The sequence below is a fragment of the Streptomyces sp. R44 genome (assembly GCF_041053105.1).
In the GTDB taxonomy this organism is placed as follows: domain Bacteria; phylum Actinomycetota; class Actinomycetes; order Streptomycetales; family Streptomycetaceae; genus Streptomyces.
Genome location: NZ_CP163444.1, coordinates 6,008,845 through 6,032,524, shown reverse-complemented (window position 1 = coordinate 6,032,524; position 23,680 = coordinate 6,008,845). Strand labels below are relative to the sequence as shown.

22 protein-coding genes are annotated in these 23,680 nt (G+C 71.2%); 7 read left to right on the top strand and 15 right to left on the bottom strand.

Annotated features, from left to right (window positions below; genetic code table 11):
• Positions 1 to 111 precede the first annotated feature (111 nt).
• The 3 genes from AB5J54_RS28165 to ureA are packed head-to-tail and all read right to left on the bottom strand — an operon-like array spanning position 112 to position 3,513.
• Positions 112 to 1,128 carry an agmatine/peptidylarginine deiminase gene (locus AB5J54_RS28165; RefSeq protein ID WP_369146707.1) on the bottom strand — a complete coding sequence of 339 codons (1,017 nt, stop codon included), beginning with the start codon at positions 1,126 to 1,128 and terminating at the stop codon, positions 112 to 114.
• Positions 1,129 to 1,138: 10 nt separating this feature from the next.
• Entirely contained in the window at positions 1,139 to 2,821 is a 1,683-nt protein-coding gene (locus tag AB5J54_RS28160) for an urease subunit alpha (RefSeq protein ID WP_369146705.1), read from the bottom strand.
• On the bottom strand, positions 2,821 to 3,513 hold the full coding sequence (gene ureA / locus AB5J54_RS28155; protein ID WP_369146703.1) for an urease subunit gamma: 693 nt from the start codon (positions 3,511 to 3,513) through the stop codon (positions 2,821 to 2,823). The genes AB5J54_RS28160 and ureA overlap by 1 nt, the downstream gene beginning before the upstream one ends.
• Positions 3,514 to 3,661: 148 nt before the next feature.
• On the opposite strand from ureA, the gene AB5J54_RS28150 reads away from it, so the two are divergent.
• The gene (locus AB5J54_RS28150; protein WP_369146701.1) at positions 3,662 to 5,086 is read left to right on the top strand and encodes a cytosine permease; all 1,425 of its coding nucleotides are present in this window, start codon (positions 3,662 to 3,664) and stop codon (positions 5,084 to 5,086) included.
• Here AB5J54_RS28150 and AB5J54_RS28145 read toward each other — a convergent pair whose 3' ends face one another.
• From AB5J54_RS28145 to AB5J54_RS28130, 4 genes are all read right to left on the bottom strand, one after another.
• Positions 5,087 to 6,199, bottom strand: a complete 1,113-nt coding sequence (locus AB5J54_RS28145) for a branched-chain amino acid aminotransferase (protein ID WP_369146700.1) — start codon at positions 6,197 to 6,199, stop codon at positions 5,087 to 5,089.
• Between the two features lie 258 nt (positions 6,200 to 6,457).
• On the bottom strand, positions 6,458 to 7,498 hold the full coding sequence (locus AB5J54_RS28140; protein ID WP_369146699.1) for a 3-isopropylmalate dehydrogenase: 1,041 nt from the start codon (positions 7,496 to 7,498) through the stop codon (positions 6,458 to 6,460).
• An 89-nt stretch (positions 7,499 to 7,587) separates the two neighbouring features.
• Positions 7,588 to 7,719 carry a hypothetical protein gene (locus AB5J54_RS28135; RefSeq protein ID WP_256961924.1) on the bottom strand — a complete coding sequence of 44 codons (132 nt, stop codon included), beginning with the start codon at positions 7,717 to 7,719 and terminating at the stop codon, positions 7,588 to 7,590.
• Between the two features lie 252 nt (positions 7,720 to 7,971).
• Entirely contained in the window at positions 7,972 to 8,841 is an 870-nt protein-coding gene (locus AB5J54_RS28130; RefSeq protein ID WP_369146698.1) for a LysR family transcriptional regulator, read from the bottom strand.
• A gap of 103 nt (positions 8,842 to 8,944) precedes the next feature.
• Between AB5J54_RS28130 and AB5J54_RS28125 the strand changes: the two genes are divergently transcribed.
• Genes AB5J54_RS28125 through AB5J54_RS28115 form a run of 3 tightly spaced genes read left to right on the top strand, consistent with a single transcriptional unit; the run spans position 8,945 to position 11,069 of the window.
• Complete coding sequence (locus tag AB5J54_RS28125; RefSeq protein ID WP_369146696.1) at positions 8,945 to 9,949, top strand: zinc-binding dehydrogenase; 1,005 nt, start codon at positions 8,945 to 8,947, stop codon at positions 9,947 to 9,949.
• A gap of 56 nt (positions 9,950 to 10,005) precedes the next feature.
• Positions 10,006 to 10,347: a PadR family transcriptional regulator gene (locus tag AB5J54_RS28120; RefSeq protein WP_369146695.1), complete on the top strand. Its 342-nt coding sequence runs from the start codon at positions 10,006 to 10,008 to the stop codon at positions 10,345 to 10,347.
• The gene (locus tag AB5J54_RS28115; protein ID WP_369146693.1) at positions 10,344 to 11,069 is read left to right on the top strand and encodes a hypothetical protein; all 726 of its coding nucleotides are present in this window, start codon (positions 10,344 to 10,346) and stop codon (positions 11,067 to 11,069) included. The genes AB5J54_RS28120 and AB5J54_RS28115 overlap by 4 nt, the downstream gene beginning before the upstream one ends.
• A gap of 7 nt (positions 11,070 to 11,076) precedes the next feature.
• Here AB5J54_RS28115 and AB5J54_RS28110 read toward each other — a convergent pair whose 3' ends face one another.
• Positions 11,077 to 11,613 (bottom strand): GNAT family N-acetyltransferase, encoded by a 537-nt coding sequence (locus AB5J54_RS28110; RefSeq protein WP_369146692.1) that lies wholly within the window; start codon positions 11,611 to 11,613, stop codon positions 11,077 to 11,079.
• Between the two features lie 93 nt (positions 11,614 to 11,706).
• On the opposite strand from AB5J54_RS28110, the gene AB5J54_RS28105 reads away from it, so the two are divergent.
• Positions 11,707 to 12,582: an alpha/beta fold hydrolase gene (locus tag AB5J54_RS28105; protein WP_369146691.1), complete on the top strand. Its 876-nt coding sequence runs from the start codon at positions 11,707 to 11,709 to the stop codon at positions 12,580 to 12,582.
• A gap of 66 nt (positions 12,583 to 12,648) precedes the next feature.
• Here the strand turns inward: AB5J54_RS28105 and pruA are convergent, their stop codons facing one another.
• The gene (gene pruA, locus AB5J54_RS28100) at positions 12,649 to 14,280 is read right to left on the bottom strand and encodes an L-glutamate gamma-semialdehyde dehydrogenase (RefSeq protein WP_369146689.1); all 1,632 of its coding nucleotides are present in this window, start codon (positions 14,278 to 14,280) and stop codon (positions 12,649 to 12,651) included.
• Positions 14,281 to 14,310: 30 nt separating this feature from the next.
• Positions 14,311 to 15,237, bottom strand: coding sequence for a proline dehydrogenase family protein (locus AB5J54_RS28095; RefSeq protein ID WP_369146688.1), 927 nt, complete (start codon positions 15,235 to 15,237; stop codon positions 14,311 to 14,313).
• A 182-nt stretch (positions 15,238 to 15,419) separates the two neighbouring features.
• On the opposite strand from AB5J54_RS28095, the gene AB5J54_RS28090 reads away from it, so the two are divergent.
• Positions 15,420 to 16,532 carry a PucR family transcriptional regulator gene (locus tag AB5J54_RS28090; protein WP_369146687.1) on the top strand — a complete coding sequence of 371 codons (1,113 nt, stop codon included), beginning with the start codon at positions 15,420 to 15,422 and terminating at the stop codon, positions 16,530 to 16,532.
• Between the two features lie 130 nt (positions 16,533 to 16,662).
• Positions 16,663 to 17,655 carry an NAD(P)-dependent alcohol dehydrogenase gene (locus tag AB5J54_RS28085; RefSeq protein WP_369146685.1) on the top strand — a complete coding sequence of 331 codons (993 nt, stop codon included), beginning with the start codon at positions 16,663 to 16,665 and terminating at the stop codon, positions 17,653 to 17,655.
• Here the strand turns inward: AB5J54_RS28085 and AB5J54_RS28080 are convergent.
• The 5 genes from AB5J54_RS28080 to AB5J54_RS28060 all read right to left on the bottom strand — a co-directional run bounded on the left by AB5J54_RS28080 (position 17,627) and on the right by AB5J54_RS28060 (position 23,634).
• Positions 17,627 to 18,205 (bottom strand): TetR/AcrR family transcriptional regulator, encoded by a 579-nt coding sequence (locus tag AB5J54_RS28080; RefSeq protein ID WP_369146684.1) that lies wholly within the window; start codon positions 18,203 to 18,205, stop codon positions 17,627 to 17,629. The genes AB5J54_RS28085 and AB5J54_RS28080 overlap by 29 nt on opposite strands.
• Positions 18,206 to 18,282: 77 nt before the next feature.
• A complete protein-coding gene (gene serA, locus AB5J54_RS28075; protein WP_369146683.1) occupies positions 18,283 to 19,872 on the bottom strand; it encodes a phosphoglycerate dehydrogenase in 1,590 nt (529 codons plus the stop codon).
• Positions 19,873 to 20,109: 237 nt separating this feature from the next.
• Entirely contained in the window at positions 20,110 to 21,111 is a 1,002-nt protein-coding gene (gene ilvC, locus AB5J54_RS28070) for a ketol-acid reductoisomerase (protein WP_123455533.1), read from the bottom strand.
• A 119-nt stretch (positions 21,112 to 21,230) separates the two neighbouring features.
• Positions 21,231 to 21,758, bottom strand: coding sequence for an acetolactate synthase small subunit (ilvN, locus tag AB5J54_RS28065; protein WP_030222540.1), 528 nt, complete (start codon positions 21,756 to 21,758; stop codon positions 21,231 to 21,233).
• A 31-nt stretch (positions 21,759 to 21,789) separates the two neighbouring features.
• Positions 21,790 to 23,634 (bottom strand): acetolactate synthase large subunit, encoded by a 1,845-nt coding sequence (locus tag AB5J54_RS28060; protein ID WP_369146682.1) that lies wholly within the window; start codon positions 23,632 to 23,634, stop codon positions 21,790 to 21,792.
• Positions 23,635 to 23,680 lie beyond the last annotated feature (46 nt).

Genomic DNA, 23,680 nt, shown 5'->3' with positions numbered 1-23,680 from the left:
ACGGGGCGGCGCGGCCTGGTTGCGCCGACGGGGGTGGGAGGAGGGGGTGGGGTTGCTGCTCTGACTCACCCGTATGTTCTACCTCACCCCCGCCGGCACCTGCGGAACGCCTCAGACCGCCGGCTGCTGCTGCGTGATGCAGTGGATGCCGCCGCCGCCCGCGAAGATCGGGCGGGCGTCGACCAGGACCACGTGGCGTTCGGGGAAGAGGCGGCGGAAGATCTCGGCCGCGACCTCGTCGTTCGGGTCGTCGAAGCCGCACAGGACCACGCCGCCGTTGCACAGGTAGTGGTTGATGTACGAGTAGTCGACCCACTCGCCCTCCTCGTCCTTCAGGACGGTGGGGGCCGGGACCTCGATGACCTCCAGCGGGCGGCCCTGCGCGTCCGTCTGGCCGCGCAGGATCTCCACGTACATCTTCGAGCGCACGTAGTCGGGGTGGGCCGGGTCCTGCTGGCTGTGGACGAGGACCGTGCCGGGGCGGGCGAAGGCGGCGACGATGTCGACGTGGCCCTGGGTGCCGTACATGCCGTAGTCGCCGGCGAGGCCGTGCGGGAGCCAGATCGCCTTGGTCGTGCCGAGCTTGGCGTGGATCTCCTGCTCAACCTGCTCGCGGGTCCACTCGGGGTTGCGGCCCGGGCCGAGCTGGACGGTGTCGGTGAGGAGGACGGTGCCCTCGCCGTCGACGTGGATCGCGCCGCCCTCGTTCACGAGGGGGGACGAGAGTACGGGGACTCCCGCCACGTCCGCGATATGGCGGGCGATCTTGGAGTCGTGCTCCCAGCGGGCCCAGTCCTGGGCACCCCAGCCGTTGAACACCCAGTCCACGGCGGCGAGTTCGGTTCCGTTGGTGACGAAGGTCGGGCCGATGTCCCGCATCCAGGCGTCATCGAGCTCGCGCTCGACCAGGTCGATCTCCGGGCCCAGGAGCGCACGGGCCGAATCGGCGTCGCCGGGCGCGACGACCACGGTCACCGGCTCGAAGCGGCGGACGGCGCGGGCCACCGAGGCCCAGGCCTCGCGGGCCTCGGCGAGCTCCTCGTCGTTGGTGAAGGTGGGGTTGGGGCTGGGCCAGGCCATCCAGGTGCGCTCGTGCGGCATCCACTCGGCGGGCATGCGGAAGGTCATGAGTCAGGTCCTAGAGGAAGTAGAGGCGGTTGAGGGAGACGGACTCGGCCGCCTCGGAACGGATCGGGGAGCCGTCGAGCGAGACGAGGCCGGTCCGGCCGTCGACCTGCACGTCGCCGACGCGGGAGTTGAAGACCAGGTCGGCGGGGCCGATGCCGCGGGTGCCGCGCACGGCGACGCGGCGGCGGCGGGTCGGCAGGGAGTCGGAGCCGAGGTCGACGGCGGCCTGGGCGACGAAGGCGACGGAGAGCTCGGCCGGAGCGGCACCGTGGGCGCCGAACAGCGGTCCGAGGACCAGCGGCTGGCAGGTGTCGGTGGCGGCGTTCGGATCGCCCACGACCCCCCACGCGGGGAAGCCGTTCTTGATGACCATCTGCGGCTTGGCGCCGAAGAACTCCGGCCGCCACAGCACGATGTCGGCCATCTTCCCGACCTCGATCGAGCCGATCTCGTGGGCGAGGCCGTGGGCGATCGCCGGGTTGATGGTGAGCTTGGCGATGTAGCGCAGCACGCGCGCGTTGTCGTCGTGCGCGCCGTCGCCCTCCATCGGGCCCAGCTCGGCCTTCATCTTCCCGGCCATGGCGAAGGTCCGGCGTACGGTCTCGCCGGCCCTTCCCATCCCCTGCGCGTCGGAGGAGGTGATCCCGATCGCGCCGAGGTCGTGCAGGACGTCCTCCGCGCCCATCGTCCCGGCCCGGATCCGGTCGCGCGCCATGGCGGCGTCGCCCGGGAGGTCGGTCTTCAGGTCGTGGACGGAGACGATCATCCCGTAGTGCTCGGCGACCGCGTCGCGGCCGAAGGGCAGGGTGGGGTTGGTGGAGGAGCCGATGACGTTCGGCACGCCCGCCATCTTCAGGACGTTGGGGACGTGTCCGCCGCCGCAGCCCTCGATGTGGAAGGCGTGGATCGTACGGCCTTCCAGGACGCGGAGGGTGTCCTCGACGGACAGGCACTCGTTCAGGCCGTCCGAGTGCAGCGCGACCTGGACGTCGTGCTCCTCGGCCACCCGCAGCGCGGTGTCCAGGGCCCGGGTGTGGGCGCCCATGTCCTCGTGGACCTTGAAGCCCGACGCTCCGCCCTCGGCGAGCGCCTCGACGAGCGGCGCCGGGTCCGAGGAGGAACCGCGGGCCAGGAAGCCGATGTTGACCGGCCACGCGTCGAAGGCGCTGAAGGCGTGCTTGAGCGCCCAGGGCGAGTTGACTCCGACACCCCAGACGGGCCCGAACTCCTGGCCGATGATCGTGGTGACGCCGCTCGCGAGCGAGGCCTCCATGATCCGGGGCGACAGCAGGTGGACGTGGGTGTCGACGGCGCCGGCGGTGGCGATGAGGCCCTCGCCGGAGACGATCGAGGTGCCGGTGCCGACGACGACGTCGACGCCGTCGAGGGTGTCGGGGTTGCCGGCCCGCCCGATCGCGTGGATCCGGCCCTCGCGGATGCCGATGGACACCTTGCGGATGCCCTGCACGGCGTCGATGACCAGGACGTTGCTGATGACGACGTCGCAGGTCTCGCGGACGGCCGCGGCCTTGAGGTGGAGGCCGTCGCGGGCGGTCTTGCCGAAGCCCGCGAGGAACTCGTCGCCGGGCTTCTGGGAGTCCGACTCGACGCGGACGACGAGTCCGGAGTCGCCCAGGACGACCCGGTCGCCGGCGCGGGGGCCGTGCACGGATGCGTACTCGTACGGGTCCATCAGACATCTCCTCCCGAGATTCCCAGGTAGCCGCAGGCGGCGGCGCGCCGCAGGGCTTCTTCCTTCGCGCCCGGCGCGTCCAGCGCACCGTCGACCAGGCCCGCGAAGCCGATGGCGACGCGGGCGCCGCCGATCGGCACGAGCCCGACCTCGGCCTCGCCGCCCGGGTCGAAGCGGAAGGACGCCCCGGCCGGGATGGCGAGGCGCATGCCGTAGGCGGCGGCCCGGTCGAAGTCGAGGCGCGGGTTGGCCTCGAAGAAGTGGAAGTGGGACGTGACGCTCACCGGGACCGTCGCCGTGTTCCGGACGCGTACGACGAGCGCCGGCTCGGCCTCCTCGTACGCGGGACCGGGCAGCAGCGCGCCCGGCGCCTCGGCGCCCAGGCCGCCCCCGCCGATCGGGTTCGAGACGACCGCGAGCCGTGAGCCGTCGTCGAAGACGGCCTCGACGTGGACCTCGGTGACCACGTCGGCGACACCGGGCAGGACGTCGTCGGGGCCGAGGACGGAACGGGCCGCCTCGATCGCCTCGGCGAGTCGCTTGCCGTCGCGGGCTGCCTCGCAGACGGTGTCCGCGATGAGCGCGGTCGCCTCGGGCACATTGAGCCGCAGGCCACGGGCCCGGCGAGCGCGGGCGAGCTCGGCGGCACCGAAGAGAAGCAGCCGGTCGCGTTCCGTAGGGGTCAGTCTCACGCCCCAAACACCTCCTGCAATTGCGACACGTTTGAGCGACACTCTAAATGTTGAGTCGCCCGCTTCCAAGCATTGACGTCGCCGACAGGTGTAGGTCACATTGAGCGCCGCTCTAAAAGTCCCCCGTCCGCCCCCGCAGGGAGTCCTCATGCCGATTGAACAGCGCGGAGTCGACACCATCCCCGAGGCCGAACGCACCAGCGGCCCCCGCGACCTCATGTCGATCCTGCTCGGATCCAACCTCTGTCTGGGGGTGATCGTCTTCGGCTGGCTGCCGGTCTCCTTCGGACTCGGTTTCTGGGCCTCGGTGACCTCCGTCATCACCGGAACCCTCGTCGGCGTCGCGGTCACCGCCCCGCTCGCACTCGTGTCGCTGCGCACCGCGACCAACCTCTCCACCTCCTCCGGAGCCTTCTTCGGCGTCCGCGGCCGGCTCGTCGGCTCCGTGGTCGGGCTGCTGCTCTCGCTCGGCTACACCGCGCTGACCCTCTGGATCGGCGGCGATGTGATGGTGGGCACACTCGCCCGCCTGATCGGCCTGCCGACCGGCGGCGCGGCCCACGCCGCCGTCTACGCGCTCCTGGCCGCCTGCACCGTGGTGGGCGCGGTGTACGGCTACCGGCTGCTGCTCCGGCTGAGCAAGGCGCTCGCGATCGGCATGACGGTGCTCCTCGCCGTCGGCCTGTTCGCCTACTCCGGCGACTTCACGACGGCGGCGGTGCCGGACACCCCGTACCTGCTCGGCTCCTTCTGGCCGACCTGGCTGCTCTCGGCCGTCGCGGCCGGCCTCAGCGGACCGGTGGCGTTCATCACCCTGCTCGGCGACTACACCCGGTACGTCTCCCCCGAGCGGCACAGCACGAAGACCGTGTTCCGGGCGACCTGCCTGGGCCTGACCGTGGGCCTGCTCGTCCCGCAGCTCTTCGGCACGTTCACCGCCCTGGCGGCGCGCGGCGGCCTGGACTACGCGGGCCCGCTCGTCGAGGCGTCCCCCGTCTGGTACCTCGTACCGCTGCTCATCGCCGCCACCGCCGGCTCCGTCGGCAACGCCGGTCTGATGCTGTACTCGATGGGGCTCGACCTCGACGCGATCCTGCCGAAGGCCACGCGCGCGCGTGCCACCCTCGTGGTCGCGGCGGTGGCGACGGCCTTCGTCTTCCTCGGCCACTTCGCCTCGGACGCCCAGACGGCGATGACCTCGTTCGTGCTGCTGCTCACCGCGATCGGCACCCCGTGGGCGGTGATCACCCTCATCGGGCACGTGCGCTGCGGCGGCCGGTACGACCCGGAGGCGCTCCAGGTCTTCAACAACCGCTCGCGCGGCGGGATCTACTGGTACTCGGCGGGCTGGCACCCGCGCGCCACCGTCTCCTGGGCGGTCGGCGCGGCGGTCGGCCTGGCCGCGGTGTCGACGCCGCTCTACGAGGGGCCGCTGCTCGCCCTGACGGGCGGGATCGACTGCAGCTTCGTGTTCTCGGGGATCGTGGGCGGCGCGCTGTACGCCGTCCTGACGCCGAACAGGGCTCCCGAGACCGTGACGACGGCCCCGGAAGCCCTGGTCCAGGCGGAGTAGTTACGCCTTGCCGAGTTCGTGCATCCAGCCGTGGACGTCCTCGGACTTCCCGGTCTGGATGGCGAGCAGCGCCTCGCGCAGCCTCATCGTGACCTCACCGGGCTCGCCGCCCGACTGCTGCCACTCGCCCCGGGCGGACTTGACCGTGCCGACCGGGGTGATGACGGCGGCGGTGCCGCAGGCGAAGACCTCGGTGAGGGTGCCGTTCTCGGTGTCGGCCTGCCACTGGTCGATGGAGACGCGGGCCTCCTCGGACTCGTAGCCGAGGTCCTTGGCGACCTTGAGGAGCGAGTCGCGGGTGATACCGGCGAGCAGCGAACCGGTGAGGGTCGGCGTGACGATCTTCGGCTTCTCATTGGACGCAGCGCCGTACACGAAGTACAGGTTCATGCCGCCGAGTTCCTCGACCCACTTGTGCTCGACCGCGTCGAGGTAGCAGACCTGGTCGCAGCCCTTGGCCGCCGCCTCGGCCTGCGCGAGCAGGGAGGCCGCGTAGTTGCCGCCGGTCTTGGCGTCGCCGACGCCGCCGGGGACGGCGCGGACGCGGTCCTCCGAGGCCCAGATGGAGACGGGCTTCACGCCGCCGGGGAAGTACGGGCCGGCCGGCGAGGCGATGACCACGAAGAGGTACTCGTTGGCCGGGCGGACGCCCAGGCCGACCTCGGTGGCGATCATGAACGGGCGCAGGTAGAGCGAGTCCTCGCCGCCGTGCGCCGGAACCCAGGCCTCGTCGTGCCGGACGAGGACGTCACAGGCCTCGACGAAGGTCTCGACCGGCAGCTCGGGCATGCCGAGCCGGCGGGCGGAGGACTGGAAGCGGCGGGCGTTGGCATCCGGGCGGAAGGTGGCGACGGAGCCGTCGGGGCGGCGGTAGGCCTTCAGGCCCTCGAAGATCTCCTGCGCGTAGTGCAGGACGTTCGTGGCGGGGTCCAGGGAGAGCGGACCGTACGGCACGAGCTGGGCGTCGTGCCAGCCACGGCCCTCGGTCCACCGGATGGTGACCATGTGGTCGGTGAAGTGGCGGCCGAATCCCGGGTTGGCCAGGATCGCCTCGCGCTCCGCGGCGGACAGCGGGCTGGAGGAGGGCTTGAGCTCGATCGTGGGCGTCGTCATGAGTGCGTGTCCTTCACCGGTTGTGTGGGTAGGACCGCGCGCGCACGTCGCTGCCGGGGACGGCTGTCCCTGACGAGGCGGCGTCCGGGCATGCCCGTATGCCGCGGCCCCACGTTCGATTATCGCCCGTGGGGAGCGCTGCGGAAAACGGGTGAGCGCGGTCCGGAGTTCGGGGGGAGCGCCCCGCGGCCGCGCAAAGGACAGCCGCCGGGCGCTGTGTGCGACCCGGCGGCTGCTGCTGATGTCAGTCGGCGCGGGTCAGCTCGCTACTCGCGCGGCGAGCGCGTCGCCGATCTCGTCCGTGGTGCGGACGCTGTCGCCGCGCTCGGTGAGGTCGGCGGCGACGGCCTCCTCGACCCGGGCGGCCTCGGCCTCGTGGCCGAGGTGGCGGAGCAGGAGGGCGACGGAGAGGACGGTGGCCGTGGGGTCGGCCTTGCCCTGGCCCGCGATGTCCGGCGCGGAGCCGTGGACCGGCTCGAACATGGACGGGAACTCGCCGCTCGGGTTGATGTTGCCGGAGGCGGCGACGCCGATGCCGCCGGAGACGGCAGCGGCGAGGTCGGTGATGATGTCGCCGAAGAGGTTGTCGGTGACGATCACGTCGAAGCGGGCCGGGTCGGTGACGAGGAAGATCGTCGCGGCGTCGACGTGCAGGTAGTCGGTCGTGACCTCGGGGAACTCGGCCGCGACCTTGTGGAAGATGTTCGTCCAGAGGTGGCCGGCGAAGGTCAGCACGTTGTTCTTGTGGACCAGCGTCAGCTTCTTGCGCGGGCGGGCCTGGGCGCGGGCGAAGGCGTCCCGGACCACGCGCTCGACACCGAAGGCGGTGTTGACCGAGACCTCGGTGGCGACCTCGTGCTCGGTGCCCTTGCGGATGGTGCCGCCGTTGCCCGTGTACGGGCCCTCGGTGCCCTCGCGGACCACGACGAAGTCGATCTCGGGCTGCCCGGCGAGCGGGGTGGCGACGCCGGGGAGCAGCTTCGAGGGACGCAGGTTCACGTGGTGGTCGAAGGCGAAGCGGAGCTTCAGCAGGAAGCCGCGCTCCAGGACGCCGGACGGCACCGACGGGTCGCCGATGGCGCCGAGCAGGATGGCGTCGTGCTTCTTGAGGGAGGCGAGGTCGGCGTCGGTGAGGGTCTCACCGGTGGCGTGGTAGCGCTTGGCGCCGAAGTCGTACTCCTCGGTCTCCAGCTTCACGTCCTGGGGAAGGGCGGCCGAGAGGACCTTGAGGCCCTGGGCCACGACCTCCTGGCCGATGCCGTCGCCGGGAATGACTGCGAGATTGATGCTGTGAGACATGTCGGCACCCTACTCTTCGTCCCATCGTCTGACACGTTCCGTCCGCCATGTGGACGAAGCGCCATGTCAGGACGGTGGCGGACCAGGCCTCAGTGGCCGGTGGAGCCGCCGTTGTCACGGCGGTCGAGGGCGCGCTGGAGGGCGGCGGCGGCGTTCTGGCGGGCCTCGTCGCTGGGGCGGTTGACGGAGTGGCGGACGCGGCGGGCGGTCTGAGCGGCCATGAGGGATCGACTCCTTGAGATCAGTGGTGATCCGGATGTGCGGAGATCAGTGGTGATCGAAGGCGCCGGAAAGGGCGGGGAGCGCCGCCGCGGGGGTGACCCGGGGCCGCCGCAGGGGTTGCCTGCACAGGGCGTCGCGCTCTCGACCGCCATTCGCTTGATGAAGCGAGACGTTCGGCTTCTACAAAGCTAGGGCAGGCCTCCTCATCTGTCTCCACAATTACTCGGACTTCCTACTATCTGAGACGGCTCTCAGCCCTCCGTGGCCCGAAGCTCACGGATCAGCGACCGCACGGCGAGGGATTTCGCCAGCTCAGGGGTGGTGACGTAGCCCACGGACCGGGTCGGGCGCGCCGCTCCGAGATCGGTGACCTCCACCGTGGGCGGTGCTCCGATCAGCGACAGTTCAGGCATCACGGCCATCCCGAAACCGCTGCTCACCATCGAGAGCACCGCTCCGTCGTCCTCCGCCTCCACCGTCGCCGCCGGCAGCCACTCCTGGGCGGCCCACCACTCCCTCGTGTACGAGGTGCAGTTCTCCGCCCAGTCGACCAGCGGGAGCGTGCGCGGCGCCGGATGCCCGGCCGGGTGGACGAGTGCGTACCCCTCCTGGAGCAGCACGCCCCCGACCAGCTCCCGGGGCACGGGCGAGGTGGTCCCGACGGTCGCGATGCCGATGTCGGCCCGCCCGTCGAGGACTTCGCCCGCCGTACCGCGCCCCACCTCCCGCACGATCCGCACCTCGGGCACGATCTCCGGGTGACGGGCGGTCAGCCGCTCCAGCGCCTTGGGCAGCAGGTGCAGGGCGGCGCTGCGGAAGACGGCGATCCGCAGCGGGCCGGCGGCCGTTCCGCTCGTCGCGCCCCGGACCTCCGCGCCCATCACCTCCAGGAGCCGCAGCACCCGCCGGGCGTGAGCGAGGGCCCGCTCCCCGGCCTGGGTCGGGCTCGCGCCGTTCCGGCCGCGGTCGAAGAGGACGGCGCCGAGCTTGCGTTCGCTCGTGCGGACGGAGTGGGAGACGGCGGACTGGGTCAGGCCGAGCAGCACGGCGGCGGCCGAGAAGCCGCCCTCGCTGCCGACGGCGACGAGGACGCGGAGCTCGCGGGGCGCGAGATCGGTCATGGAGGGGCTCCCACCTCGGAGTATGAGCGGCTTTCATGGATCGGTCGGTTCCATGAAAGCAAACCCCTGCCCGGCCGCCGCATTCCTTCCTACGGTCTCCGGCATGACGAACGACACCGTGATCACCGTCCACCAGACCGCCCGCCCCCACGGCTTCCCCTCTCGCGGCGACTTCGCCTTCGTCGAGTCGCCGGTCCCCTCCCCCGAGCCGGGCACCGCCCTCGTCGAGAACCTCCTGTGGTCCGTCGACCCGTACCACCGCGAGGCGATGGACTCCGATCTGCTGTGGACCCTGAACGCGCCGATGGAGGGTCGCACCCTGGGCCGCGTGCTCGACTCCCGCGACCCGTCGCTGCGCCCCGGCGACCTCGTCCTGCACCGCAAGGGCTGGCGCACCCACTCCCTGGTCACCCGGGCCGAGGTCCGCCCGGTCCCCGACTTCGGCCCCGGCGTCCCGCTCGCCGCGCATCTCAGCCTGCTCGGCGGTACGGGCCTGTCGGCCTATGTGGGCCTGACCCGGATCGCCCGGCTCCAGCCGGGCGAGGACCTGTTCGTCTCGGCGGCGGCCGGCGGGGTGGGCACGGCGGCCGGGCGGCTCGCGCGACTCCTCGGCGCCGGGCGGCTGGTCGGCAGCGCGGGTTCGGCGCGCAAGGTCGCGTACCTGACGGAGCGGGTGGGCTTCGACGCGGCCTTCGACTACCACGACGGGCCCGTGACGGAGCTGCTCGCGAAGGCCGCTCCCGAGGGGATCGACGCGGTCCTGGACGGGGTGGGCGGCGAGCACCTGGAGGCGTCGATCGACGCGCTGCGCGAGTACGGCCGGATCGCCTGGGTCGGCGCGGTCGCCCAGTACCACTCGCTCTCCACTCCCCCGCCGGCCCCGCGCAACCTCTTCGACCTGGTCGGCAAGAGCATCCGGCTCGAGGGCTTCCTGGTGCGCAACCACATGGACGCGCAGGAGGAGCTGTACGAGCTCGCCGTGCCGCGCCTGCGGAGCGGGGCGCTGCCGCTGGACGTGACGGTGACGGAGGGCTTCGAGCACATCGTGGAGGCGTTCCTGGGGATGCTGCGCGGCGAGAACCTCGGAAAGATGCTGGTCGCCGTCTGATGCTCGCCGTCACTACCTAGGTTGCATTCCTACCTAGGTGGTGATGTGATGAGCCCATGGCCGCAGACCGCAGATCCAGCTGGCTCAAGGGAGTCCTCGACCTCCTCGTCCTCTCCCGCCTGACCGACGGCGAGAGCTACGGGTACGAGATCGCCAAGGCGCTCGCCGAGGCGGGGCTGGGCGAGATCAAGGGCGGGACGCTCTACCCCGTCCTGAACCGCCTGGAGGAGGCCGGCCTGGTGGAGGCGGAGTTCCGCGCCGCCGAGCGCGGCCCCGGCCGGCGCTACTACCGGCTCACGCCCCTCGGGCGCGAGCGGCTCACCGCCGAGAGCGGGGCGTGGCTGACCTTCCACCACGCCGTACAGACCATGCTCAGTCCAGGGGGAACGACACGATGACCACCGACGCCTACTTCGCCGACCTGACGGACGCGCTGCGCACGGCCGGCGTGCCGGACGAGCAGATCGCCGCGACCGTGGAGGACCTGCGGGCCCACCTCACGGAGACGGGCACGGCCCCGGAGGAGGAGTTCGGCCCCGCCGACGCGTTCGCCGCGCAGCTCGGCGGCCTCGCGCCCGCGCCCGGCGAGCCGGACGAGCGCGCCGAGAACTGGACCTGGACCGCCGACATCTTCAACGACCGCCGAATGCTGGCCGTCCACGGCGACCAGGGCTGGGAGGTGGAGTCGCTCGACGCGATCGGCCGGTTCGTCTGCCGCCGGACGCCCGGGTCGGCGCTGCGCTGGGAGTACCGCCGCGAGGTGATCGCCGGACGCCGGCGGAGCCGCGTCCTCGACGAGCTCACCCCGGAGGGCTGGGAGCTGTGCGGGGAGTGGCTGGTGTACGGCTACTTCAAGCGGCCGCGCGCGGCGACCGCGGGCCCGGCCGGCACCGTGGGCGCCCCGCCGGCCGCCCCGAAGCGCTGGCTGTTCCTGAGCCGTCGGGGCAAGGCGGTGCTCGCCGCCTGGTGCCTCCTGGTCGGCGGCGCGCTGGCGGCCTTCTTCATCGGGGTGCTCGGCACCGGCGGCCTCGCGATCACCATCGCGCTCGCCTCCATGTTCTCGGCCATCTACACCTCCCACCTGGAGACGGCCGCGGGCCACGCCCGGCGACGTCCCTGACCCCGCCTCACATCACGTCGCCGTCCCGCCAGTCGAAGGTCAGCGGGACGGCGGGGTCCGGCAGGGCCCGGCCGGCGGCGGGCCGCAGGAAGACGGAACCCTCCTCCTCGGCGAGGCGCGCGATCCCCTCGGGCGCCAGCACGTCGATCCGCCCTTCCCAGACGCGCCAGCCGCGCGCCCGGTAGAGCGCGGCCCCCGCGTCGGAGGCGCTGAGCGCCCCGAAGGCGTGCGTCCCGTCGACGACCCGCTCCAGCTCGGCCATCACGGCACCCCCGAGCCCCTGCCGCCTGCGGTCGCCCCGGACGGCGACCCCTTCGACGTATCCGACGCGGAGCGAGCGCCCCCGGTGGAGCACCCGGCGCTGCACGACGGCGCCGTGGGCGGCGATGCCCCGCTCGTCCTCGATCCAGGCGTGGACGCCGCCGAGGGTGTGGTCCCAGTCGTCGTCGGAGAAGTCGCCCTCGAAGGCGGTGTCGAGCATCTCGCGTACGGAGCGGAGCCGGGCGGCTCCGAGTCGATAAGTGGGCGCGGTCCTCACGGTCATGCATCGACTCTAACCCCTCACGCCCCATTGACAGGTTAACTCCACCCTGGTTGAGTCATAACCAGTCACCGACACATGAGGGGTTAGGGAACGATGTCCGTACTGCCGACCCACCACCGCACCGTCACCGTCCGGGGCCACGAGATCGCCTACCGCGAGGCCGGCCCGGCCGACGCCCCCGTCCTGCTCCTGCTGCACGGCTTCCCGACCAGCTCGCACATGTTCCGCGACCTGATCCCCCTGCTCGCCGACTCCTACCGGCTGATCGCCCCCGACCACCTGGGCTTCGGCCGCAGCGCGACGCCCTCGGACTTCGACTACACCTTCGCCGGACTGGCCGCGCTCACCGCCGAGTTCACCGAGGCCCTCGGCCTGGACCGGTTCGCGGTCTACATCCAGGACTACGGCGCCCCCATCGGCCTCCGCCTCGCCCTCGCCCACCCCGAGCGGATCACCGCGATCGTCACCCAGAACGGCAACGCCTACGAGGAGGGCCTCGGCGCCGAGGCCTGGGCCCCCGTCCTCGCCCTCATCGAGGAGCGCACCCCCGAGACCGAGGAGGCGGTCCGCGCCATCCGCTCCCTGGACGGCATCAAGTGGCAGTACGAGACGGGCGTCCCCGCCGAGTACCGCGACCTCCTCAGCCCGGACGCCTGGCACCACGACGCCGCCCTGATGGCCCGAGAGGGCCAGGACGAGATCCAGCTGGGCCTGATCGCCGACTACGGCTCCAACTTCGCCCTCTACCCGGCCTTCCAGGAGTACTTCCGCACCTCCCGGGTCCCTCTCCTCGCCGTCTGGGGCGAGGGAGACCAGGTCTTCGTGCCGGCGGGCGCCGAAGCCTTCCGCCGCGACCTCCCGGACGCCGAGATCCACCTCCTCCCCACGGGCCACTTCGCCCTGGAGACCCACGCGCCGCGGATCGCCTCGCTCATCGGCGACTTCCTCAAGCGTCACGTCGGGGAATGAGAACCGCCCCCGTCCTCAATTGGGGGTAGAGGAGGGGGGCGGTGATCAGGGGGAGTGACGGGCAGGTCAGCCCATGTGCGGGTAGCCGTACTCCGTCGGCGGGACCAGCGTCTCCTTGATGGCGCGGGTCAGCGTCCAGCGCATCAGGTTCTGCGGGGCACCGGCCTTGTCGTTGGTGCCGGAGGCGCGGCCGCCGCCGAAGGGCTGCTGGCCGACGACGGCGCCGGTCGACTTGTCGTTGATGTAGAAGTTGCCCGCGGCGAAGCGGAGCTTCTCCATCGTGTACGCGGCGGCCGCGCGGTCGCCGGAGATGACCGAGCCGGTGAGGGCGTAGTCCGAGACCGACTCCATCTGGGTCAGCATCTCGTCGTACGTGTCGTCCTCGTAGACGTGGATCGCCAGGATCGGGCCGAAGTACTCGGCCTTGAAGACCTCGTTCTCCGGGTCGGTGCAGGCGATGACGGTCGGGCGGACGAAGTAGCCCACCGAGTCGTCGTACGTGCCGCCGGCGATGATCGTGCAGCTCGGGTCGGCCGCGGCACGGTCGATCGCCGCCTTGTTCTTGGCGAACGCGCGCTCGTCGATGACGGCGCCGATGAAGTTCGACAGGTCGGTGACGTCACCCATGGTGATGCCGTCGATCTCGGCCGCGAACTCCTCCTTGAAGCCGTCGTTCCAGATCGACGCCGGGATGTAGGCGCGGGAGGACGCGGAGCACTTCTGGCCCTGGAACTCGAAGGAGCCGCGGGTCAGCGCGGTCTTCAGGATCGCGCGGTCGGCGCTCGGATGGGCGACGACGAAGTCCTTGCCGCCGGTCTCGCCGACGATCCGCGGGTACGAGCGGTACTTCTCGATGTTGTTGCCGACCGTCTTCCACAGGTGCTGGAAGGTCTTGGTCGAGCCGGTGAAGTGGATGCCGGCCAGGTCGCGGTGGTTCAGGGCCACCTCGGAGACGGCGATGCCGTCGCCGGTCACCAGGTTGATGACGCCCTTCGGCAGGCCGGCCTCCTCCAGGAGCTCCATGAGGAGCACGGCGGAGTGGGTCTGCGTCGGGGACGGCTTCCAGACCACCACGTTGCCCATGAGGGCGGGGGCGGTGGGCAGGTTGCCCGCGATGGCCGTGAAGTTGAACGGCGTGATCGCGTAGACGAAGCCCTCCAGCGGGCGGTGGTCCAGACGGTTCCACACGCCCGGGGAGTTCGCCGGCGGCTGCTCGGCGAGGATCTGGCGGGCGTACGCCACGTTGAAGCGCCAGAAGTCGACGAGCTCGCACGGGGTGTCGATCTCGGCCTGCTGGGCGGTCTTCGACTGGCCGAGCATGGTCGACGCGGCCAGCGTCTCGCGCCACGGGCCGGCGAGCAGCTCGGCGGCGCGCAGGATGATCGCGGCGCGGTCGTCGAAGGACATCGCGCGCCAGGCCGGGGCGGCGGCCAGGGCGGCGTCGATGGCGTCCTGGGCGTCCTGCTCGGTGGCGCCGCGGAAGGTGCCGATGACGGCCTTGTGGTTGTGCGGCTGGACGACCTTGAACTCCTCGCCGCCGCCGAGGCGCTTCACGCCGCCGATGGTCATCGGCAGCTCGCGCGGGTTCTCGGCCAGCTCCTTGAGCTTGGTCTCCAGGCGGAGGCGCTCCGGGGAACCGGGGGCGTAGCTGTGCACCGGCTCGTTGACCGGAGCGGGGACCTGGGTGACAGCGTCCATGAGTCTCGTAACTCCTTGTGAGAGGTGGGCTCAGCCCTTGGTGAGGATGGAGCGGACGAAGAAGAGGAGGTTGGCCGGCTTCTCCGCGAGGCGGCGCATGAAGTAGCCGTACCAGTCGGTGCCGTACGCGGTGTAGACGCGCATGCGGTGGCCCTCGGCGGCGAGACGGGTCTGCTCCTCGGAGCGGATGCCGTACAGCATCTGGAACTCGTACTCGTCCAGCTTGCGGCCGGCGCGGCGGGCCAGCTCCTGGCCGATGGAGATCAGGCGCGGGTCGTGCGAGCCGATCATCGGGTAGCCCTCGCCGTCCATCAGGATCTTCATGATCCGGACGTACGCCTTGTCGATCTCGGGCTTGTCCTGGATGGCGACCTCGGCGGGCTCCTTGTAGGCGCCCTTCACGATGCGCACGCGGGAGCCGTTGGCGGCGAGGCGGCGGGCGTCGTCCTCGGTGCGGAAGAGGTAGGCCTGGATGACGCAGCCGGTCTGCGGGAAGTCCTTCCGCAGCTCCTCGTGGATGGCGAACATCGAGTCGAGGGTGGTGTGGTCCTCGGCGTCCAGGGTGACGGTGGTGCCGATCTCGGCGGCGGCCTCGACGACCGGGCGGACGTTCGCGAGGGCCAGCTCGTGGCCGTTCTCCAGGGACTGGCCGAACATCGACAGCTTCACGGACATCTCGGCGCGGGCGCCGAGGCCCAGCTCCTTGAGACGGCCGATGAGCTCCAGGTAGGCGTCCCGGGCGGCGTACGACTGCTCGACCGTGGTGATGTCCTCGCCGACGACGTCGAGGGTGACCTCCAGGCCGCGGCCGCTCAGCTCGGAGACGATCGGGACGACGTCGTCGACCGTCTCACCGGCGATGAAGCGGGCGACGACCTGCTTGGTCCCGGGGGCGGCCGACACGAGACGGCGCATCTTGTCGCTGCGCGACGCGGCGAGGATCACGGGACCCAGCACGGGGCACCTCCAAAAGGCAAAGGTAGGACGGGGCCATAACCGGATCAAGGGAACGAACCGGGAACAGCACGGAGAACCACCGTGAAACCTATGGATCGGTCCGATCCTCCGCCATCTACAGCTGTCACGCATCCGTGCGCGGCGTCTCATACACATGTCTGAGGGGGTGCGAGAATGGGTCCGTGAAGGGCGATTACCAAGACCTGGTCGACGAGATCTCGGCACTGCTCGGCGAACCCGCGACGCTGGAGAACCGCGACTTCGGACTGATCGCCTTCGGCGCGCACGACAGCGACGACGACTCCGCCATGGACCCGGTCAGGACCCGCTCGATCCTCACCCGCAAGTCCACCCCGGCCGTCCGCGCCTGGTTCGAGGGCTTCGGGATCACCCGGGCGACCGGCCCGGTCCGCATCCCCGCCGCCCCGGACGCGGGAGTCTTCCGGGACCGGATCTGCCTCCCCGTACGCCATCGGGGGGTCGTCCTCGGGTACGTCTGGCTGCTCGACGCCGAGCCCGGCCCCTCGGACGAGCGGCTCGCCGCCGCGATGGAGGTCGCCGGCCGGATCGGGGAGCTCCTCGCCGACGAGGAGCGGGCGGGCGCCGACCTCTCCCGCGAGTTCGTCGCGGTGCTGACCGCCGGGCGCGGCTGGCAGAGCGACATGGCCGTCGCGGCCCTCCGGGCGGCCCTCGGCCCCAGCGCGGACGGCCTCCACACGGTCGTCTGCGTGACCCCCTGGCAGGGCGAGGCCCCCTCGGTCCGCGCCGTCCCCGGGGCGGCGGTGGTCGCCACCCTCCCGGACAGCCAGTCCCTCGCCGTGCTCGTACGGCTGCGCACGGCCGAGGACCTCTCCCCCGCCCACAAGGTCGCCGACCGGCTGCGCGGCACCACGCCCGCCGGGATCGCCAACCCGCGCCGGGGCCTCACCGAGCTCCCGGCGGCCTGGCGCGAGGCGAACACGGCGGCGCGCGCGGCGGCGGCGCAGCCGACGCTCGGCCCGGTCGCGGAGTGGGCCGGGATCGGCCCGTACCGCCTGCTCGCGGCGCTCTACCACCCCGAGGTCGACCCGGTCGTGGCCCCGCTGCTCGCCCCCGCCCACGCCGAACTCGCCCGCACGGCCGAGGTGTTCCTCGACAACGCGGGCCAGGCGGGCCGGACGGCGGCGGCCCTGGGCATCCACCGGCAGACCCTCTACTACCGGCTCTCCCGGGTCGAGGCGCTCACGGGCCTCGATCTGGACGACGGCGAGGACCGGCTGCTGCTCCACATGTCGCTGAAGTCGGCCCGGCTGTAGCCCCCCTCAGCCTTTCGGCCGACGGCGCGTCGGGGAAGGTCGGGGACCGGTCCGGGTCGCCCCCGATGGTCCGGATCGCCCCGGCGCCCTACGGTCGTTCCGAGGGGACCGGACGGAGCGAGGGGGCGTCATGAGGGCCTGGACGCAGGAGCGGTACGGATCGGCGGACGCGCTGGAGTTCGCGGAGGTCGAGCGGCCGGTGCCGGGCGCGCGCGAGGTGCTCGTCCGGGTGCACGCCGCCGCGGTGAACGCGGCGGACTGGCACCTGATGCGCGGCGATCCGTACGTGGCGCGGTTCGCCCTGGGGCTGAGAAGACCGAAGGAGCGGATCCGGGGCCGGGACTTCGCGGGCGTGGTCGAGGCCGTGGGCGATGGGGTGACCGAACTGCGTACCGGCGACGAGGTCTTCGGGGAGGCTCCCGGCACCTTCGCCGAGTACGTGTGCGCCCCGGTGGCGGCGACGGAGCTCAAGCCGGCCCGAACGGGTTTCGCTGAGGCGGCGGCGATACCGCTGGCGGGGAACACCGCCCTGATCGGGGTACGAGACCTGGGCAGGGCCCGGCCGGGCGCGAGGGTGCTGGTGAACGGGGCCTCGGGAGGCGTCGGCACCTTCGCCGTGCAGCTCGCGAAGGCTCTCGGCGCCGAGGTGACGGGGGTGTGCGGCCCCAGGAACGGGCAGCTGGTCCTGGGGCTCGGCGCGGACCGCGTCGTCGACTACACCCGGGAGGACTTCACCGCCTCGCAGGACCGCTACGACCTCGTGTTCGACCTGGTGGGCAACCGCTCGCTCGGCGAGCTCCGCCGGATCCTCTCCCCCACCGGCGCGCTCGTCCTGTCCGGCGGGGGCGTCTTCGAGGGCGGCAGCGTCTTCGGGCCCATGGGGCTGCTTCTCAAGGGCCGGCTGCTCTCCAAGATCTCCGACCGGCGGCTCCACGTCCTGACGGCGCAGCCGCGCCGGGAGAACCTGGCGGTGCTGCGGGAGTTCGCCGAGAGCGGCGTGATCGCGCCGGTGATCGGGCGGACCTACCCGTTGGCCGAGGCGGACCGTGCCCTGCGATACGTCGAGGAGGGCCACGCCCGCGCCAAGGTGGTCCTCAGCTGCCTTCCTCCATCAGGACCTTGAGCCCGGCGGTGAGGTCGTCGGCGCTCGGCGCGGTGTCCGGGTCGACCATCCACTGGATCATGACGCCGGTCGCCAGGGCCTGGCAGAGCAGTCCGGCGACCCGGGCCTTCTCCGGGTCGGCCTCGGGGTCGATGCCGAGGAAGCCCTGGGCCATGCCGAGGCGGCCCTCGCGCTGGGGTTCCTTGATGGCCTCGCGGAGTTTCTCGTCGTCGTCGATGCGGGTGACGACCTCGGTCTGGAGCTTCCAGACCGGGCGGCTCGCCCCGGCCGCGGCGATGACCTGCTCCCAGACGGCGTGGAAGCGCGCGTACGGGTCGGCCGGCAGCGCCTGGGCGCCCTCCGCGCCCGCTGCCCCCGCCTGCTCCCCCCACTCCTCGGTGAGGGCCAGGAAGGCCTGCTGGAGCAGGGCGTCCTTGGAGCCGTAGTGGTAGCCGATGGAGGCGAGGTTGGTGCCCGAGGCGGCGACGATGTCGCGCGCCGTGGTGCGCCCGTACCCCTTCTCCAGGAGGCAGCGCTTGGCGCCTTCGAGGAGGTCTTCCTTGTGTCCCATGACAGCACTGTACCCGACCGATAGACACTCGTATAAGACGAGCGTCTATCGACCGGGTACGGAGTGCGTCGGAAGCGTCAGATCAGGTTGACCGAGCGGGCCGAGGCCGCGCCGATCTCCTCCGCGATCTCGGTCAGCACGGCGGCCGGGACGGTGTCGTCCACGGTCAGGACGACGAGCGCCTCGCCGCCCTCCTCCGCGCGCGCCACCTGCATGCCCGCGATGTTCAGACCGGCCTCGCCGAGGATCCGGCCGACCGTGCCGACGATGCCCGGGCGGTCCTCGTAGCGCAGCACGACCATGTGGTCGGCGAGCGCCACGTCCACGTCGTAGTCGCCGACCGCGACGATCTTCTGGAGGTGCTTGGGGCCGGCGAGCGTGCCGGAGACCGCGACCTCCTCGCCGTTCGACAGCGTGCCGCGCACGGTGACCACGTTGCGGTGGTCGGGCGACTCGGAGCTCGTCGTCAGGCGCACCTCGACACCGCGCTCCTGCGCGAACAGCGGGGCGTTGACGTACGACACGGTCTCGTCGACCACGTCCTCGAACACACCCTTGAGCGCGGACAGTTCGAGCACCTTCACGTCGTGCTGGGTGATCTCGCCGTACACCTCGACGTCGAGGCGGGCCGCGACCTCGCCCGCGAGGGCGGTGAAGATCCGGCCGAGCTTCTCGGCGAGCGGCAGACCCGGCTTCACGTCCTCGGCGATGACACCGCCCTGGACGTTGACCGCGTCCGGGACCAGCTCGCCCGCGAGCGCCAGGCGCACCGACCTGGCGACCGCGATACCGGCCTTCTCCTGGGCCTCGTCCGTGGAGGCGCCGAGGTGCGGGGTGCAGACGACCTGGTCGAGCTCGAAGAGCGGGGAGTCCGTGCAGGGCTCCTTGGCGTACACGTCGAGGCCCGCGCCGGCGACCCGGCCCTCCTTGAGCGCCGAGTACAGCGCCGCCTCGTCCACGATCCCGCCGCGCGCGGCGTTGACGATGCGGACCGAGGGCTTGACCTTGTGCAGGGCCTCGTCGCCGATGAGACCGATGGTCTCCGGGGTCTTCGGCAGGTGGACGGTGATGAAGTCGGCGACCTCGAGGAGCTCGTCCAGGGCGAGGAGCTTCACGCCCATCTGGGCGGCACGGGCCGGCTGCACGTAGGGGTCGTAGGCGACGATCTTCATGCCGAAGGCGGACATGCGCTGGGCGACCAGGACGCCGATGCGGCCGAGGCCGACGACGCCGAGGGTCTTCTCGCTCAGCTCGACGCCCGTGTACTTCGAGCGCTTCCACTCGCCGTTCTTCAGCGCGGTGTTGGCCTGCGGGATGTTGCGCGCGGTGGCGACGAGCAGACCGCAGGCGAGCTCGGCCGCGGTGACGATGTTCGAGGTCGGGGCGTTGACCACCATCACGCCGGCCTTGGTGGCGGCGGAGACGTCGACGTTGTCCAGGCCGACACCGGCGCGGGCGACGACCCGCAGCTTCTCGGCGGCGGCGATGGCCTCGGCGTCGACCTTGGTCGCGGAGCGGACCAGGATCGCGTCCACATCGGCGATGGCGGGGATCAGCTCGGCCCGGTCGGCGCCGTTGCAGTGCCGGATCTCGAAGTCCGGGCCCAGGGCGTCGACGGTGGCGGGCGACAGCTCTTCAGCGATGAGTACGACAGGTTTCGAGCTCACGTGAGTCCTCACAGGTCCAGTGCGGACGGCCGTCCCGACGGCCGCAGGCGGTGGAGGGGGCTTGCCGCGTGAAAGCGCACGACGCTGTGGGCCTGACGCGTATGTTGTTGAGAAGTGTAGTGGTGCACCGGCGCACTTCATGCGCCTCGTTGGAAGGATCACCCGTCCGTGGTTGGACGGGGTGTCCAACGATGTGGGAAGGGGCCGGACAGTGTGTCCGGCCCCCACCCGGAAGGCTTACGCCTCCTCGTCGTTCACCCAGCTCATGAGCTTGCGCAGCTCCTTGCCGGTGGTCTCCAGGAGGTGGTTGGCGTCCTGGGTCTTGTACTCGTTGTACTTCTTCAGGCCGCCGTGGTACTCGGCCATCCACTCCTTGGCGAAGGTGCCGTCCTGGATCTCCGCGAGGACCTTCTTCATCTCGGCCTTGGTGGCGTCGGTGATGATCCGCGGGCCGGTGACGTAGTCGCCCCACTCGGCGGTCTCGGAGACCGACCAGCGCATCTTCTCCAGGCCGCCCTCGTACATGAGGTCGACGATGAGCTTCAGCTCGTGGAGGCACTCGAAGTAGGCGATCTCCGGCTGGTAGCCGGCCTCGGTCAGGGTCTCGAAGCCCGCCTTGACCAGAGCCGCGGTGCCACCGCAGAGGACGGCCTGCTCACCGAACAGGTCGGTCTCGGTCTCCTCGGTGAAGGTCGTCTTGATGACGCCGGCGCGGGTGCCGCCGATGCCCTTGGCGTACGAGAGAGCCAGCGCGAAGGCGTTGCCCGTCGCGTCCTGCTCGACGGCCGCGATGCACGGAACGCCGCGGCCCTCCTCGTACTGACGGCGGACCAGGTGGCCCGGGCCCTTCGGGGCGACCAGGGCGACGTCGATGCCCTCGGGCACCTTGATGAAGCCGTAGCGGACGTTCAGACCGTGGCCGAAGAAGAGCGCGTCGCCCTCCTTCAGGTGGTCCTTGATGGACTCCTCGTAGACCTGGGCCTGGATCGGGTCCGGGGTGAGGATCATGATGAGGTCGGCCTCTTCCGCCGCCTGGGCGACGGAGACGACCCGCAGGCCCTGCTCCTCGGCCTTGGCCTTGGACTTCGAGCCCTCCTGCAGACCGACGCGGACGTCGACACCGGAGTCACGGAGCGACAGCGCGTGGGCGTGGCCCTGGCTGCCGTAACCGATCACCGCGACCTTGCGGCCCTGGATGATGGACAGGTCGGCGTCGTCGTCGTAGAACAGCTCGGCCACTGGGATTCTCCTTGAGGTGCTGGTGTTGCGTCCCACCGTACGGCGGGGAGCGGGAGGAAAGTTTTCGGGTCTCGTCAGTCGGACCGCCGGACGGACCGGCGGTTGACCGTCGAGGACTCTCAGGCGCTGCGGTCGAGGGCCCGCAGGGACCGGTCCGTGATGGACCGGGCGCCACGCCCTATGGCGATCGTGCCGGACTGCACGAGCTCCTTGACGCCGAACTGCTCCAGCATCTTGAGCATGGCGTCGAGCTTGTCACTCGAACCGGTGGCTTCGATGGTGACCGCCTCGGGCGAGACGTCCACGGTCTTGGCGCGGAACAGCTGCACGATCTCGACGATCTGGGAGCGGGTCTCGTTGTCGGCGCGGACCTTCACCAGGACGAGCTCGCGCTGGATCGCAGCGCTGGGCTCGAGTTCGACGATCTTCAGGACGTTGACCAGCTTGTTGAGCTGCTTGGTCACCTGCTCCAGGGGCAGGTCCTCGACATTGACCACGATGGTGATGCGGGAGATGTCGGGGTGCTCGGTGACGCCCACGGCGAGCGAGTCGATGTTGAAGCCGCGGCGGGAGAACAGGGCGGCGATCCGGGCGAGGATGCCGGGCGTGTTCTCGACGAGAACGGAGAGCGTGTGCTTGGTGGACATGTCTGGGTCTCTTCCTTTTCGCTCTGCGCGCTCAGTCGTCTTCGCCGTCGCCGAAGTCGGGGCGGACGCCCCGCGCGGCCATGACCTCGTCGTTCGAGGTGCCGGCGGCGACCATCGGCCAGACCTGGGCGTCCTCGTGGACGATGAAGTCGATCACGACCGGGCGGTCGTTGATGGCGTTGGCCTCGGCGATGACCTTGTCCAGGTCGGCCGGGTCCTCACAGCGCAGGGCGACACAGCCCATGGCCTCGGAGAGCTTGACGAAGTCGGGGACGCGGGTGCCCTTGTTCGCCTGGATGTCGTCCGGACCGGAGTGCAGGACGGTGTTCGAGTAGCGCTGGTTGTAGAAGAGCGTCTGCCACTGACGGACCATGCCCAGGGCGCCGTTGTTGATGATGGCGACCTTGATCGGGATGTTGTTCAGGGCGCAGGTGGTGAGCTCCTGGTTGGTCATCTGGAAGCAGCCGTCGCCGTCGATCGCCCAGACGGTGCGGTCCGGCATGCCGGCCTTGGCGCCCATCGCGGCGGGGACCGCGTAGCCCATCGTCCCGGCGCCGCCGGAGTTCAGCCAGGTGGCCGGCTGCTCGTAGTCGATGAAGTGGGCGGCCCACATCTGGTGCTGGCCGACGCCCGCGGCGAAGATCGTGCCCTCGGGGGCGAGCTGGCCGACGCGCTGGATGACCTGCTGCGGCGAGAGGCTGCCGTCCTCCGGCAGGTCGTAGCCGAGCGGGTAGGTCTCGCGCCAGCGGCTCAGGTCGCTCCACCAGGCGCTGTAGTCGCCCTTGTTGCCCTCGCTGTGCTCGGCCTGGACGGCCTGGACCAGGTCGGCGATGACCTCGCGGGCGTCACCGACGATCGGGACGTCGGCGGCGCGGTTCTTGCCGATCTCGGCCGGGTCGATGTCCGCGTGGACGATCTTGGCGTACGGGGCGAAGCTGTCGAGCTTGCCGGTGACGCGGTCGTCGAAGCGGGCGCCGAGGGCGACGATCAGGTCGGCCTTCTGCAGCGCGGTGACGGCGGTGACCGCGCCGTGCATGCCGGGCATGCCGACGTGCAGCGGGTGGCTGTCGGGGAACGCGCCGAGCGCCATCAGGGTGGTGGTGACCGGGGCGCCGGTGAGCTCGGCGAGGATCTTCAGCTCGGCGGTGGCGCCGGCCTTGATGACGCCGCCGCCGACGTACAGGACGGGCCGCTTGGCGGCGCTGATCAGCTTGGCGGCCTCGCGGATCTGCTTGGCGTGCGGCTTGGTCACCGGGCGGTAGCCGGGCAGGTCCGTGGTGGGCGGCCAGCTGAAGGTGGTCTTCGCCTGGAGGGCGTCCTTGGCGATGTCGACCAGGACCGGACCCGGGCGGCCGGTGGAGGCGATGTGGAAGGCCTCGGCGATCGTCCGCGGGATGTCCTCGGCCTTGGTGACGAGGAAGTTGTGCTTGGTGATCGGCATCGTGATGCCGCAGATGTCCGCCTCCTGGAAGGCGTCCGTGCCGATCGCCTTCGAGGCGACCTGGCCGGTGATCGCGACGAGCGGGACCGAGTCCATGTGCGCGTCGGCGATCGGGGTGACCAGGTTGGTCGCACCGGGGCCGGAGGTCGCCATGCAGACGCCGACCTTGCCGGTGGCCTGGGCGTAACCGGTGGCGGCGTGGCCCGCCCCCTGCTCGTGACGGACGAGGATGTGACGCACCCGCTGCGAGTCCATCATCGGGTCGTAGGCGGGGAGGATCGCGCCGCCGGGGATGCCGAAGACGGTGTCGGCGCCCACTTCCTCGAGAGAACGGATGAGGGACTGCGCACCCGTGACGTGCTCGACGGTGGTGGCGGGCTGCGCGCCGTTACGGGGCCGCGGCTGCGGATGGTGCCCGGTGGCCTGCTCGGTCATCAGCATCTCTTCTCGAGGCAGAGGGTTTTTGCGAGGGTTTGGGATG

What these genes read in the sequence shown, in the direction of transcription:
- AB5J54_RS28125 (WP_369146696.1), top strand. Translation starts at nt 8,945, where the DNA reads ATGACGAACGACACCGTGATCACCGTCCACCAGACCGCCCGCCCCCAC.
- AB5J54_RS28115 (WP_369146693.1), top strand. Translation starts at nt 10,344, where the DNA reads ATGACCACCGACGCCTACTTCGCCGACCTGACGGACGCGCTGCGCACG.
- AB5J54_RS28120 (WP_369146695.1), top strand. Translation starts at nt 10,006, where the DNA reads ATGGCCGCAGACCGCAGATCCAGCTGGCTCAAGGGAGTCCTCGACCTC.
- AB5J54_RS28145 (WP_369146700.1), bottom strand. Translation starts at nt 6,199, where the DNA reads ATGACGACGCCCACGATCGAGCTCAAGCCCTCCTCCAGCCCGCTGTCC.
- AB5J54_RS28085 (WP_369146685.1), top strand. Translation starts at nt 16,663, where the DNA reads ATGAGGGCCTGGACGCAGGAGCGGTACGGATCGGCGGACGCGCTGGAG.
- AB5J54_RS28140 (WP_369146699.1), bottom strand. Translation starts at nt 7,498, where the DNA reads ATGTCTCACAGCATCAATCTCGCAGTCATTCCCGGCGACGGCATCGGC.
- AB5J54_RS28135 (WP_256961924.1), bottom strand. Translation starts at nt 7,719, where the DNA reads ATGGCCGCTCAGACCGCCCGCCGCGTCCGCCACTCCGTCAACCGCCCC.
- AB5J54_RS28080 (WP_369146684.1), bottom strand. Translation starts at nt 18,205, where the DNA reads ATGGGACACAAGGAAGACCTCCTCGAAGGCGCCAAGCGCTGCCTCCTG.
- AB5J54_RS28160 (WP_369146705.1), bottom strand. Translation starts at nt 2,821, where the DNA reads ATGGACCCGTACGAGTACGCATCCGTGCACGGCCCCCGCGCCGGCGAC.
- AB5J54_RS28165 (WP_369146707.1), bottom strand. Translation starts at nt 1,128, where the DNA reads ATGACCTTCCGCATGCCCGCCGAGTGGATGCCGCACGAGCGCACCTGG.
- pruA (WP_369146689.1), bottom strand. Translation starts at nt 14,280, where the DNA reads ATGGACGCTGTCACCCAGGTCCCCGCTCCGGTCAACGAGCCGGTGCAC.
- AB5J54_RS28110 (WP_369146692.1), bottom strand. Translation starts at nt 11,613, where the DNA reads ATGACCGTGAGGACCGCGCCCACTTATCGACTCGGAGCCGCCCGGCTC.
- AB5J54_RS28060 (WP_369146682.1), bottom strand. Translation starts at nt 23,634, where the DNA reads ATGACCGAGCAGGCCACCGGGCACCATCCGCAGCCGCGGCCCCGTAAC.
- AB5J54_RS28150 (WP_369146701.1), top strand. Translation starts at nt 3,662, where the DNA reads ATGCCGATTGAACAGCGCGGAGTCGACACCATCCCCGAGGCCGAACGC.
- AB5J54_RS28105 (WP_369146691.1), top strand. Translation starts at nt 11,707, where the DNA reads ATGTCCGTACTGCCGACCCACCACCGCACCGTCACCGTCCGGGGCCAC.
- ilvN (WP_030222540.1), bottom strand. Translation starts at nt 21,758, where the DNA reads ATGTCCACCAAGCACACGCTCTCCGTTCTCGTCGAGAACACGCCCGGC.
- AB5J54_RS28130 (WP_369146698.1), bottom strand. Translation starts at nt 8,841, where the DNA reads ATGACCGATCTCGCGCCCCGCGAGCTCCGCGTCCTCGTCGCCGTCGGC.